Consider the following 12856-nt stretch of genomic DNA (forward strand, 5'->3'; position numbering starts at 1 on the left):
CGTTGACCAGCGGCGACGCCGTGCGGGAAGGGGGCTCGCGGGTCAGGCCCGGGGGCCCGCGGCGCGGGCGCGCTCGACGTGCTCCAGGGCGCTGCGGAGCTCGGTCAGCCACTCGTCGGTGTTCTTGCCGACGAGGCGGACGCACCAGGCGAGCGCGTCGCTGCGGCTGCGCGCGACGCCGGCCTCGACCAGGGTGTCCAGGACGCGCCGCTCGGGCTGGCGCAGGCGGGTCATGACGGGCACCGAGAGCGTGGTGAACATCTCGCGGTGGTCGCCGCAGGACGCGCCCCAGGAGACCTTCCGGCCGAACCGGTGCTCGGCCTCGCGCGCGATGGCGATGCGCTGGTCACGGCTGCCCTCCCGGAACCGCTGGACGTGCCCGGCGAGCATCTCGGCGCGCTCGGTGGGCGAGACGTCGGCGGCGGCGTCCGGCTCGGGGAGGCGGCCCACGACGCCGATCTCCTCGCGGTCCAGCACGATCTCCGGCGCGCCCTCGAACCAGCCGTCCGGAAGCCGCCCGGCGAACCATCCGCGCACGGCCTCGACCGCTTCATTCGTAGTCATGTAATCAAAATTACATCCCCACTCGGACGGAGCGCCAGGCTCGATCCGCATTGACAGTCACCATCTTTTGAGAGCTACTCTCATTTCATAGTCACATCCAAAGAAGGGTGACCGTCATGATGTCCGCGAAGACACGGCGCTGGTGGGGGCTCGGCGCGCTCGCGCTCGCGCTGCTCGCGCTGGGGTTCGACCTGACGATCCTGAACGTCGCGCTGCCGACGCTCTCCGTCCGCCTGCACGCCGGGACGAGCCGGTTGCAGTGGATCGTGGACGCCTACGTCCTGGTGTTCGCCGCGACGCTGCTCCCCGCCGGGCTGCTCGGCGACCGGTTCGGACGCAGGCGGCTGCTCCTGCTCGGGCTCGCCCTCTTCGGCGCCGCGTCCCTCGCCGGAAGCCTCGTGACCGGCGCGGACGGCCTCATCGCCGCCCGGATGGTGATGGGCGTCGGCGCGGGCATGGTGACACCGCTGTCCATGTCGATGCTGCCCGCGATCTTCCCGCCGGAGGAGCGCACCCGCGCGATCGCCGTCTGGTCCGGCGCGATGGCGCTCGGCCTGCCGCTCGGGCCGCTCCTCGGCGGCGTCCTGCTCCAGCACTTCTGGTGGGGCTCGATCTTCCTGATCAACGTGCCGATGGTCGTCGTCGGCGCGGTCGCGGTCGCGCTGCTGCTGCCCGAGTCCCGCGACCCGTCCGCGCCGCGGCTGGACCTCGTCGGCGCGGCCCTGTCGGCGTCCGGGCTCGCGCTGCTCGTCTTCGGCGTCATCCAGGCCCCCGAGAACGGCTGGACGGACCCGGTCGTCCTCTCCTCCCTCGGCGCCGGGCTCGCGCTGCTCGGCGCGCTCGTCGCCTACGAGTCGCGCGTCCCCCTTCCGCTGATGGACCTGCGGCTGTTCCGCTCCCCGAACTTCCTCTGGGGGACGGTCGCGGGCGCCGTCGGCACCGTGGTGATGTCGGGCGCGCTGTTCGTCCTGCCGCAGTACCTCCAGGCCGTGCGCGGCGCCGACGCGTTCGGCACCGGGCTGCGGATGATCCCGCTGATGGCCGGGCTGCTCGCCGCCGGGCTCGCCGTCGACCGCCTCGCGCCCCGGTTCGGGCACAAGGCGCTCATCCTCACCGGACTGCTCGTCCTCGTCCCCGGGCTCGGGCTCGGCGCGCTCAGCGGGGCCGGGTCGTCCTCCGCCTTCATCGCGACCTGGCTCGCGATCACGGGGCTCGGCACCGGGTTCGCGCTCGTCCCGGCGATGGACCTCGCGCTCGCCGGCCTTCCGGACGACCAGGCCGGACGCGGCTCGGGGCTCGTCCAGACCGTCCGGCAGACCAGCGGCGCGCTCGCCGTCGCCGCGCTCGGCAGCCTGTCGTCCGCCGTGTACCGCGACCGGCTCGGGCCGGACGTCCCGCACGCCGCCCGCGAATCCGTCGGCCAGGCCGTGGCCGTGGCGCGGACGTCGGGTGACCCGGCGCTGCTGCACGGCGCGCGGGACGCCTACACGTCCGGGATGAGCGCCGTCCTCGTCGCCTGCGCCGCCGGGTCGCTCCTCATGGCCCTCCTGGTGTGGCGGCTGCTCCCCCGTCCGGCGCGGCGGGCCGTCGATGCCCCAGAATCGGAACATGAACACGTCCAGTCCTGAGCAGCCCGTCCGGTCCGACGACCCGCTGGACCGGCTGCCGCTGCGGGAGCGCAAGAAGCTGAAGACGCGGAGGGCGATCCAGCACCACGCCCTCCGGCTCTTCGAGCGCCAGGGCTACGACGACACCACGGTCGAGCAGATCGCGGCCGCCGCGGAGATCTCGCCCAGCACGTTCTTCCGGTACTTCCCCACCAAGGAGGACGTGATCGTCTCGGACGAGTACGACCCCGTCATGGTGGACCTGTTCCGGCGGCAGCCCGCCGAACTACCGCCGATCGAGGCGCTGCGCCGGGTCTTCGGCGAACTGCTGCCCGAGATGTTCGTCAGCGACCGCGAACTCGTCATGACCCGGCTGCGGCTCACGGCGGACGTCCCGTCCGTCCGGGCCCGGATGTTCGAGGCGATGCGGTCCGGCACGCAGGGCGTGCTCAAGGAGCTCATCGCCGAGCGCACCGGGCGCCGCCCGGACGACCTGGACGCCGACGCGCTCGCGTGGGCGGTCACCGGCGTCCTGATGTCGGCGATGTACGCGTGGATGGACGGCGTCGTCGACTTCGAGGCCATGGCCGGACTCGTCGACCACAACCTCACGTTCCTCGCGGCGGGCTGCCCCCTCTAGGCGGACGGCCCGTGCGAGGGCCTGTGCGGGGCCGTGCGAGGGCCTGTGCGGGCCGGTCAGCCGGCGGCGCGGGCGGCCATCTGCGGGCTGACCCGGACGGCGCCCTTGAAGTTGCGGAAGTACACGGTCTGGATCTGGACGTCCGTCCCGGTGTGCGGCGCGACGATCATCTTGCCGTCGCCGATGTAGAGCGCGATGTGCGAGATGTAGCCCGGCGCGGTCGGGTCGTTCGCCCAGATGAGCAGGTCGCCCGGCTGCGCCTGGCTGAACGGGATCACCCAGCCGGTACGCGCCTGGTCGGCGGCCACGCGCGGCATCCGGATCCCGGCCTTGTTGAAGGCGTAGAGCAGCAGGCCCGAGCAGTCGTACCCGCCCTCGGCCTCCGACTCGCCGCCCCACACGTACGGCCAGCCGATCCGGGACGCGGCGGCGCGGATCACCGTCTGCACCTGCGACGCGGTCATGACCTTGCCGTTCGCGGCGCCCGTCGTGCCGCCGGAGGACGCCGGGACGTCGATCTTCGGGTCGACCTGGACGGCCTTCAGGCCCTTCGGCAGCGCCTTGCGGACCGCCTTGAGCAGCTTCACCGAGTCCGTCTTCGGGGCGCTGACCAGCATCGCGTTCCCGGACGGCAGGCCGAGCGCCATCGCGGTCTGATGCGAGACGACCGCGTCCACGTCGCCGATGCCCATCGTCGCGTACGCGCCGACGCGCAGCTCGGAGGTGTGGTCGGTGCCGCCCGTCGGGACCCGGCTGCCGAGCGCGACCCCGCCGTCGTTGCCCATCGTGAACGAGATCGCGACGTCGCCGGCGGCGATGTTGCGCCACAGCGCGTCCGACTTGGCGGTCGGCTCAGGCGTGTACTCGCGGAACGTGGAGACGTTGACGCCCATCAGGCCGACGCGCTTGCCGCCGACCATGGCCTGGACGGCGTCCACGGTCTCGACGCCCTGGACGCCCTTCATCGCCTTGACCTTGGCGATGACGTCCGCGGGCAGCGTCGAGGACCCGGCGACCAGCACCTGGGGCGCGAGACGCTTGCCGAGCGGCGCGACGGCGGGCGGCGTGAGCGCGGAGTCGCTGGACGCCGCGACGTACCGTCCGGTCATCGTCTGCGGCGCATGGTGCGCGCGCCCGCCGTAGGCCACCACGACGGCCGTGTTCGCGGCCAGGGTGGTCACGACCGAAACGCCGATGATCGTCGGTAGAACCCGGCGGTTCGGCTTGCGCACGGCATCGCTCCCTCGTCGTTCATGGACCACCGAACTATGGCGCAGATTCGCGACCAGAGTCCAGATACCCGGCGTCTCCGCCGGCACCCTGCCCCTTCGGGCCGCTTTGGGTCAGTCCCGTCTCCGCTACCAAGTGGTAACACCAACCACAGGAGAGATCAAGGTCACGTCCCGACAAAAATGGACGCATAGTCCAATTACTCCTGTAGTTCGCGTCCGAGCGCCGCGGTGGTCGTGACCGGAAGCCTGCACTCGAACCCCTTGCACACGTACGCCGTCGGCACCCCGTCGACCAGCGGACGGCCGTCCAGCAGCGGCACGTCCCGCGTGCCCGGAACGCCGATGCTCACGACCGCGCCCGGCGACGTCGCCATGAGCGCCGTCCGGTGCAGCTCGTGCGTGCGCGGGTCGTCCGCCTCACCGAGGATCCCGATCTCCAGCGGACCCGCGAGGTTCGCCTCGGCGACCGCGAGACCCCACCCGGCGAACCGCGCCGCGCCCCGCTCGACGAGGACCTTGGCGGGAGCGAGCGCCCCCCAGGCCGCCTCGCGCGCCCACGAGGACGCGGTCAGCGCCGCGAACGACAGCAGCGCGCCCGCCGCCGCGAACTGTCCCGACGGCGACGCGTTGTCCGTCGGGTCCTTCGGCCGCTGGAACAGCCGCTCGGCGTCGTCGGCGGTGTCGTAGAAGCCGTCCGCTCCGTCGGAGAAGTGCTCGAGGACCGTCTCCAGCAGCTCGCCCGCCAGCCGCAGATGCTTCGGATCACCCGTGACGCCGTGCAGCGCGAGCAGCCCCTCCGCCACATTTCCGTAGTCGTCGAGCACGCCCGCATTGGCTCCGGCGACACCGTCGCGGGACGTCCTGGTCAGCCGCCCGTCCCGCAGGTGGACGTCCACCAGCAGCCCGGCCGTCTCCTCCGCCGCCCTGACCAGATCCGGACGCCCGAACAACGCCCCGCACTCCGCGAGCGCGGCCACCGCGAGCCCGTTCCACGACGCCACGACCTCGTCGTCCCGCGCGGGCGGAACCCGCCGCTCCCGCGCGGCCAGCAACGCCGCGCGGATCCGCTCGTAGCGCGCGCGATCGTCCGGATCGTCATGCAACTGGAGAACCGACGAATCGTGCTCGAACGTTCCCGTCACATCGAAGAGCTCCACGGCCAACGCCGCGCCCTCCGCGCCGAGGACCTCCTCCAGCTGCTCGGGCGTCCAGACGTAGTACCGGCCCTCTTCGCCCTCGCTGTCGGCGTCCAGCGCCGAGGCGAACCCGCCCTCCGCCGTCCGCAGATCGTGGACCATCCAGTCACACGTCTCCAACGCGATCCGGCGCGCGAACACACTTCCGGTGATGCGCCACCAATGCGCGTAGACCCGCGCCAGAAGCGCGTTGTCGTACAGCATTTTCTCGAAATGCGGGACGACCCACGACGCGTCCACCGAGTACCGCGCGAACCCGCCGCCCAACTGGTCGTACATCCCGCCCCGCGCCATGGCCTCCAACGAGTGCCCGGCCATGGCGAGCGCCTGGTCGTCCCTCGTGCGCACGTGATGCCGGAGCAGGAACTCCAGAACCATGGACGGCGGAAACTTCGGCGCGCCCCCGAACCCGCCGCGCGCCGCGTCGTAATCCTCGGCCAGCTCCTGGGCCGCGACGATCAGGGCGTCACCGTCCGGCGCGAGCCCGCCGGCCAGCCCCGCCTTCCCTTCCTTGGACGTCAGCACCTCGACGACGTGCCGTCCCTGCTGCTCGATGTCGTCCCGCTGCTCCCGCCACGCCTTGTCGACGGCCCGCAGAACCGCCTGGAAATGCTCACGCGGAAAATACGTCCCGCAGTAGAACGGCGCCCCGTCCGGCGTCATGAACACCGTCATGGGCCACCCGCCCTGCCCGGTCATCGCCTGCGTGGCCTCCATATAGACCGCGTCGATGTCCGGCCGCTCTTCGCGGTCCACCTTGATGTTGACGAACAACTCGTTCATCAGGCCCGCCGTCGGCCCGTCCTCGAACGACTCGTGCGCCATCACATGACACCAGTGACAGGCCGCGTACCCGACAGAAAGCAGAATCGGAACATCCCGCCGACGCGCCTCGGCCAGGGCGTCCTCGCCCCATTCCCACCAGTCCACCGGATTCCCGGCATGCTGCAGCAGATAAGGGCTGGTCGCGTCCTTGAGACGGTTCATCCTCCGATCCTCCCCCGCCTCCCGCCAGAGAATGTCAGCGGGGGCGAGGATGACCGGAGATCGTCATCACCCTGCGGGCAGCGCCACCACGAACCTCGCGCCGCCGGGCGTGGGAGCGAGGGTGATGTCGCCCCCGGCGGAGCGGGCGAGGCGGCGGGCCAGGGGGAGACCGAGACCCGCGCCGTCGTGGCCGTCGTCCGGGTGGGCGCGACGACCCGCCTCGAAGACGGCCGCGCCCACCGTCCCGGGAACACCGCGGCCGTCGTCGGCCACCGCCACCAACACCCCGCCGGGCCGCCGCGCCGACTCCACGGTGATCCGGTGCACGGCGTAGCGGCGGGCGTTGTCGAGCAGCGGGGTGAGGATGCGCTCCACGAGCGCCGCGGGGACGCCGACGGTCGCGCCGTCGCCGACCACGGTGACGGGCGGGGCCTCGGGGTGCTCCTCGCGGCTGCGCTCGGCCAGTGCCCGGGCCACGTCGTCCACGACGCAGCGGCCGGGGACCTGGCCGGCGCGGGTGCGGGCCTCGGAGAGCAGGGTCTCGCAGATCCGCTGCATCTGGGCCGCCGCGTCGGCGATGGCCTCGTGCGAGGTGCGCCGGTCGTCGGCGTCACGGGGACGGGCGGTGAGCCAGTCGGTCTCGGCGGTGATCCGGGCCAGGGGGGTGCGCAGTTCGTGGGAGAGCTCGGCCGTCAGCTGCCGCTCGTGGCGCAGCATCGCGGCCTGGCGGTCGAGGAGCTGGTCGAGGTTGCCGGCGAGCCCGGCGAGTTCGGCGAGGTGCCCGCCCGCCCCGAACCTGCGGGCGGTGCCGTGCTCGCTCCACTCGGCGGCCTGGGCGCTCATCCGGCCCACCGGGCGCAGGGCCCGGCCGACCACCGTGCGGGTCACGAGGTAGATGCCGGCGAGCAGCAGCACGCAGAGCCCGATGGAACCGGCCAGCGCCGACCGGGCGGTGAAGCGGTAGGCGTCCAGGCCGACCGACGCGACGACCGTGCCCACCTGCCGGTCCCCTGCCATCACCGGTAGCGCGTACAGCCGGAAGGCGTGCGGTTCGGGCGTGTCCGTGAAGGCCGTCCCGCTCCCGGCCAGCCGGTCCGCGCGGCCCTGGAGCGCGGACGAGGCGCTGGGACGCTGGATGGCCCTGGCGCCCTGGTAGATCCAGATCCCGACGTCGAGGGCACGGTCGTCCGCCGGTTCGCGCTCCACGATCCGGCCGTCCGGTCGCGCCTCCATCGTCGCCGCCACCGCCACCGCGCGGGTGCGCACCAGGTCGTCCGCCTGCCCGCGCAGGTGCGCGCCCAGTTCCGCGTTGAAGACGGCGGTGAGCACGGCGACCCAGATCGCGGTGGTGGCCAGCGCGACCAGGCTGAGGCGGCCGCGCAGCGTCGCGGGGGCTCGCATGACCCTCATGCGAGGCGGTAGCCCACACCGCGCGCCGTCGCGATGCCCCGCGCGCTGCCCGCCTCACGCAGCTTGCGCCGCAGACGCACCAGGTACTGGTCCAAGGTGTTGTCGCTGACCAGGGCGCCCTCGGGCCACCCCGCACGCAGCAGCGTCCGCCTGCGGACCACCGCGCCGGGGGCGGACATCAGGCAGGCCAGCAGCCGGAACTCGGTCGGGGTGAGCGCCACGGCCGCGCCGCTCGCCGACTCCAGCACGTGCGCGACCGGGTCCAGCCGCAGGCCGTCCACCTCTACGGCGGGCTCGCGGCCGCCCCGGCGCAGCGCGGCGCGCACCCGGGCCGCGAGCTCGGCCAGGTGGAAGGGTTTGGCGAGATAGTCGTCGCCCCCGGCCGAGAAGCCCGACAGCCGGTCGGACAGCCCGTCGTGGGCGGTGAGGAAGAGCACGGGCGCGTCGAAGCCCGCCGCGCGCATGGCATGGCAGACGTCCCGCCCGTCGGAGTCGGGCAGGCCGACGTCCAGGACCACGGCGTCCACCCGGTCGTGGACGGCACGCAGCGCGCCCGCCCCGTCGGCGGCGGTGAGCACCTCGAAGTGCTCTTCGCGCAGGCCCCGGGCGAGCACGTCGCGCAGTCCGTGGTCGTCCTCGACGACCAGCACACGGTGAGCAGTCACGCGGGCCAGTATCGCCGGGGCGGGCGCGTGCCCGAACCGCTGCTCAGGTTGTGTTCAGGTCCGCCGTGCGAGCCTCCCGCCCATGGCAACCACCACTCAACCGGCCGCGGCCACCCCCGGGGCCCGCCAGATGCTGAACAAGGTCCCCGAGGTCACGATCTGGTTCTGGGTCATCAAGATCCTCTGCACCACGGTCGGTGAGAGCTTCGCCGACTGGATCAACACGACCCTCGGTGTCGGCCTCATCAACACCTCGCTGCTCTTCACCGCCGTTCTGGCCGGAGCCCTGGGCTGGCAGCTCGGCACCAGGCGCTACGTCCCGTTCGTGTACTGGCTCACCGTCGTGGTGCTCAGCGTGACCGGCACCCTCTACACCGACATCCTCACCGACAGCCAGGGCGTCCCCCTCGCGGTGAGCAGCAGCGTGTTCGCCGGCGTCCTCGCCGTCGTCTTCGGGATCTGGTACGCCCGCGAGCGGACCCTGTCGATCCACAGCATCGTCACCCGCTCCCGCGAGCTCTTCTACTGGCTCGCCGTCCTGGTCACCTTCGCCCTCGGCACCGCGACCGGCGACTGGACCCTGGAGCTGACGGGCTGGGCCCCCGGCGTCTCCGTGCTCCTCCCGCTCGGACTCATCGCGGCCATCGTGCTCGCGTGGCGCCTCGGCGCGAACGTGGTGCTCTCCTTCTGGCTGGCCTACATCCTCACCCGCCCGCTCGGCGCCAACCTCGGCGACTGGCTCGCCTCGCCCGGCGGCGACGGCGGCCTGGGCCTCGGCACCGCGATGACCAGCGTGATCTTCCTGGCCGCGATCCTCGCCACCGTCCTCTACCTCGCCCGCAGCCGCAGCGACGTCATCGAGACCCGCGGCCCGAACCAGACCGCACGGGCGGCGGACCCGGCGCGCGAGCGGATCATGCTCGGCTACTACGCCCTCGTGGCGATCGCCGCCACGGCGCTCCTGGTCTGGGCGCACCAGCGGCCGCACGCGGCCGTGGCCTCCGAGGAGGACGGACCCGCCCCCTCGTCCGCCCCTCTCACCCCGAAGCAGGCCACGTCCTCGTTCCCTCCCGCCGACATCGCCAGGTTCCGCAAGATCACAGCCGACACCCTGGCCAAGCTCAACGCGGGCCACCAGGCGGCCGCGACCACCCGGGTCACCGCCCTCGAGACCGCCTGGGACGACGACCAGGCCAAGCTCCAGCGCAAGAACCCGAAGGCCTGGACCTTCCTCGACGGCGAGATCGACCACGTCCTCAAGGCACTACGCGCCCCGAAGCCGGACAAGGCCGCCGAGATCCACGCCCTCAACGCCCTCCTCACCTCACTCAAGTGAGCGACGGCGCCCCGATCCGCCGGTGGCGGTCGAGCACCTCGGCGACCGCGTGCACCACGTCCGGATCGGTTCGCGCCAGCGCCGGAAGTGCCCAGTACCAGCCGCCGGTGCCCAGGGCCCCGGCGATCAGTTCGGCGGCGTGGGCCGTCCCCGTGGCTTCCCCTGGACGCGTGTGATGCGCGAGGACGCGGAGCACCGACAGAGTCCAACCGTCCTCACCTGCGGCGACGTCGAGGTACGCGGGGACACCTGACAGATATCCGGCGACCGTCGCCTGCGCGATGCCTCTGGCGGCAGGATCCGGAACCTCATCGACAAGGCTGCGAGCGTCCTTTTCCTCACCGCGCGCGGCCTGCAGCAGTGCGAGGCCGGTGGCCAGCAGGGGCTCGGTGGCGAGCCGGGCCCCTGCCGCCGTCCGCAGGGACGCAACGCGCGCCTCCACCCGCATCCCGGCGGCAAGACACCGGAATGCCTCGAACAGCTCGCCCCCGGACGCCGTCATCCCGACCCCCGGCAGGCCGTCGGCCACGACCCGCGCCACGAACCCCGCCGGATCGAGCCCTGCCCGAACGGCCAGAGCGGCCCGCCGATAGGGAATCCCGGCCTTCCCGAACGGCCGCGCCCCCGAGGCCGGACGGGCCCACTGCGCCGCTCGTTCACCCTCGCCTCCATGTGCGAACGCCTGAGCGACCAGGGCCCGCATCTCCGGCGTCCGCGCCGCCCCCGCCCTCTCAGCGACCGCCACCGCCTCCACCGCACACCGCACTGCCTCGCCAGAACGCCGCCCCTCGGCATACGCCCTGGTCGCCGCCCCCAGCACGCGCACATGCAGCAGCGGGTCAGTCCGTCCGGTCGTCAATGAGGCAAGCCGGGCGTCCGCGTCCTCGCCAGCACGCACGAGCGCTTCAGCAAGGAAGGGAAGCCAAGCGACCTGCGCCTCCCCCTCGGCGACGGCCTTCATGTGCTCATCGAGACGCCGCCTGAGCTGCGGACCGTTACCAAGACTGGACGAATGCTGAACCTCGCACAGCAGAGACGCCTCTTCTGCTTCACCAACGTCCTCCGCCTCGGCGTCGAGCAGTGACGCGGCCCGCGCCGTGACCTCCGCTGGAAACCCAGCGAGCATGTCGTGGGTCTCAGCACGTAGCAGGCCGAGGTCAAGGCGCGCCTGCACCAACAGAGCCAGCGAGTCACCGAGCCTGTCGTCCCGCGCGGTGCCCAGGGCCTGCCGCGCCCCGTCCCTCGCGACCTTCTCCAGTTCACGGGCCTGAGGCCAGGTCTCCGATCCCTGGATGTCGTCCCCCGTTGCCTTGGCCAGCGCAGAAGCGGTCATGGCACAGCAGTCGACCGCGACGAGACCGGAGGAATCCGCCACCAGCCCTTCGGAGAGCTCCTTCATCCTCCGCAGGCACTCGTCGCGTCGTCCCGGATCGTGCTCGGTCAGGGACGCCCAGATCTGAACTGCGAAAACCGGAGCGTCCACCTCCTGACGCTCCGCCTCGTCGAATAGGGCCCTCGACACCCGCTCCGCGAAGGCGGGGTCGGATCCGCGAAGCAGGCCCGCTGCCCTTGCCGCCGGTTCGACGTTCTCCGGACGGCAGAGGTCCACGCCGCTCAGCAGGCGAATCGCGTCGTCGGCCAGTCCCACCTCGGCCAGGACGACGGCCGTCCGCGGGACGATCGCCCAGGTGTCCCATTCGGCCGCGCCGGATGTCGAACCGGGCTCCCGTTCCGCCCTTTCGGCCCACACCGCCGCCTCACGCGCGAGCTCCTTCGCCTCCCCCTCCGTCCCCAGGGACGAGAGCACTCGGACCACTTCAGCGAGCCGGACCGCCTTGGAAGCCGGATCATCCGTCCTCAAGGCCAGCGATCGTGCCCTCTCCACATCCCCGACCAGGCACAACGCCCGCAACACCGCGCGCGGAACGGGCCGGCTCCGCGCCTCCAGCAGCGACCTCGACGCCGCCGCCGACGCCAGGACGACAGGCGTCGGCACCATCTGCGCGACCTCGTCCAACGAGGCGAGCGCAAGATCGGCCCGCCCTCGGTCCGCAAGCCTCAGCAGCCGACGATGGTCGAGCGCGAACGCGACACGCCGCTCGCCGCCACCGGTCCACGGCAGGGGATCCAGATAGCCGTGAAGCAGATACCCAGGCGAATCAGCAGGCCATCCCGCCTCCCGATACCCATCGGCCCACCCATGGATGCGCTGGAGGAGCGCCGAGCGCGTGTCCTCGTCCAGCGCGCCCAAGGCCGCTCGGTACAGATCCCTGTACGCCAGGACGAACGCGTCGGGTTCCAACTCCGCAGGGCAGAGCCCCCGGCTGGCAACGCTGTGCAGCAGAAGATCCAGATCGTGAGGGATCGTCATTTCGGTATGCCCACCGGTCCGGACCAGCTTGACCAGGTCGTTCTTTGTGAGAGCGCCGTTGGCCACCGCCAGAAAGCCCACGATCTCCTGCTTCCAGGAACCCCCGTCAGCAAGCAACGCGGTGAGGTCGCGTCGAGCCACAGCGCGCAGGGTCGCCGCCTCGAGCGACGGCCGAAACCCCGCGATCGGAACAGCCTTCCGCAAGGGATGGTCCGGCAGGACGTCGTCCGGCAGGGGCGGATGCCACCGATGACTGACCAGAACGACCAGCCCCGCGTACGGCCTTGGCGGGAGCAGCGAGGCAATACTCACGTCATCTGAGGAGGGCCCGACATCACCGTCCAGCCCGTCGATCAATATCAGTAGATTTCTGTGATTATCCACGCTCTTCGCAGCAGCCGCCTTATACAGCTCGAGAAGAGCGACGGCGGCATCCCGAGCGGCAGGCGGCTTCTTCCTCACATATTTACTCAGTTCGGCGCACATGGTCGCGAGGAAGTCCCGAGCCGAGTCGCTCCTGAACTGGGTGACGAAGTAGGCGACAAGGTCGGTGTTCGGCAACGCGAAGTCCGCGGCGAAAGTGGCGAGCAGCGCGGTCTTTCCCGCCCCGGGCGGCGCCACCAGCGACAGGTAGCCCGAGCCACTGCCGACCAGCTCGTGCAGCTGGTCGAGGTCGGCCTGTCGCCCTTTCAGCTCCTGAGGTCTGCACTTCTCAGCCAAATGAGGCCGGTACAGGCGAGGAGCCGAATGGCCGGATTTACGCGGCTTACCTCCCCTGTTCCTCTCAGCCTCCTCCCGAGCTGCCTTCCAGAGGTCGTCCCACTGCTGTGGCGTACGCACCGACTTCC

At 71.8% G+C, this 12856-nt stretch carries 9 protein-coding genes; 3 read left to right on the forward strand and 6 right to left on the reverse strand.

All coding sequences use genetic code 11. The annotated features are described in order from the left end of the window. Positions 1–42: 42 nt before the first annotated feature. Positions 43–564 (reverse strand): hypothetical protein, encoded by a 522-nt coding sequence (locus tag EBO15_RS12770; protein ID WP_122194571.1) that lies wholly within the window; start codon positions 562–564, stop codon positions 43–45. A gap of 116 nt (positions 565–680) precedes the next feature. Between EBO15_RS12770 and EBO15_RS12775 the strand changes: the two genes are divergently transcribed. Together EBO15_RS12775 and EBO15_RS12780 are read left to right on the forward strand one after the other, a co-directional pair. After that, on the forward strand, positions 681–2192 hold the full coding sequence (locus tag EBO15_RS12775; protein ID WP_233616142.1) for an MFS transporter: 1512 nt from the start codon (positions 681–683) through the stop codon (positions 2190–2192). Then, the gene (locus EBO15_RS12780) at positions 2173–2811 is read left to right on the forward strand and encodes an acyl-CoA-like ligand-binding transcription factor (RefSeq protein WP_158628209.1); all 639 of its coding nucleotides are present in this window, start codon (positions 2173–2175) and stop codon (positions 2809–2811) included. The genes EBO15_RS12775 and EBO15_RS12780 overlap by 20 nt, the downstream gene beginning before the upstream one ends. A 56-nt stretch (positions 2812–2867) precedes the next feature. Here EBO15_RS12780 and EBO15_RS12785 read toward each other — a convergent pair whose 3' ends face one another. From EBO15_RS12785 to EBO15_RS12800, 4 genes are all read right to left on the reverse strand, one after another. Continuing rightward, positions 2868–4043 carry a C40 family peptidase gene (locus tag EBO15_RS12785; RefSeq protein WP_122194573.1) on the reverse strand — a complete coding sequence of 392 codons (1176 nt, stop codon included), beginning with the start codon at positions 4041–4043 and terminating at the stop codon, positions 2868–2870. A 197-nt stretch (positions 4044–4240) separates the two neighbouring features. Continuing rightward, positions 4241–6226 (reverse strand): thioredoxin domain-containing protein, encoded by a 1986-nt coding sequence (locus tag EBO15_RS12790; protein ID WP_122194574.1) that lies wholly within the window; start codon positions 6224–6226, stop codon positions 4241–4243. A 66-nt stretch (positions 6227–6292) separates the two neighbouring features. Further along, a complete protein-coding gene (locus EBO15_RS12795; protein ID WP_122194575.1) occupies positions 6293–7627 on the reverse strand; it encodes a sensor histidine kinase in 1335 nt (444 codons plus the stop codon). Positions 7628–7632: 5 nt separating this feature from the next. Further along, positions 7633–8301 carry a response regulator transcription factor gene (locus EBO15_RS12800; RefSeq protein ID WP_122194576.1) on the reverse strand — a complete coding sequence of 223 codons (669 nt, stop codon included), beginning with the start codon at positions 8299–8301 and terminating at the stop codon, positions 7633–7635. An 82-nt stretch (positions 8302–8383) separates the two neighbouring features. Between EBO15_RS12800 and EBO15_RS12805 the strand changes: the two genes are divergently transcribed. Next, complete coding sequence (locus EBO15_RS12805; RefSeq protein ID WP_122194577.1) at positions 8384–9637, forward strand: COG4705 family protein; 1254 nt, start codon at positions 8384–8386, stop codon at positions 9635–9637. Here the strand turns inward: EBO15_RS12805 and EBO15_RS12810 are convergent. Next, the gene (locus EBO15_RS12810) at positions 9630–12728 is read right to left on the reverse strand and encodes a P-loop NTPase family protein (protein ID WP_147481481.1); all 3099 of its coding nucleotides are present in this window, start codon (positions 12726–12728) and stop codon (positions 9630–9632) included. The genes EBO15_RS12805 and EBO15_RS12810 overlap by 8 nt on opposite strands. Positions 12729–12856: the final 128 nt, after the last annotated feature.

Origin of the sequence: Actinomadura harenae (assembly GCF_003696215.1) — a bacterium.
Classification (GTDB): Bacteria; Actinomycetota; Actinomycetes; order Streptosporangiales; family Streptosporangiaceae; genus Spirillospora; species Spirillospora harenae.

Bases quoted from the DNA above. Each gene is read 5' to 3' on its own strand.
- EBO15_RS12795 (WP_122194575.1), bottom strand. From the start codon at position 7,627: ATGCGAGCCCCCGCGACGCTGCGCGGCCGCCTCAGCCTGGTCGCGCTG.
- EBO15_RS12790 (WP_122194574.1), bottom strand. From the start codon at position 6,226: ATGAACCGTCTCAAGGACGCGACCAGCCCTTATCTGCTGCAGCATGCC.
- EBO15_RS12805 (WP_122194577.1), top strand. From the start codon at position 8,384: ATGGCAACCACCACTCAACCGGCCGCGGCCACCCCCGGGGCCCGCCAG.
- EBO15_RS12780 (WP_158628209.1), top strand. From the start codon at position 2,173: ATGAACACGTCCAGTCCTGAGCAGCCCGTCCGGTCCGACGACCCGCTG.
- EBO15_RS12770 (WP_122194571.1), bottom strand. From the start codon at position 564: ATGACTACGAATGAAGCGGTCGAGGCCGTGCGCGGATGGTTCGCCGGG.
- EBO15_RS12775 (WP_233616142.1), top strand. From the start codon at position 681: ATGATGTCCGCGAAGACACGGCGCTGGTGGGGGCTCGGCGCGCTCGCG.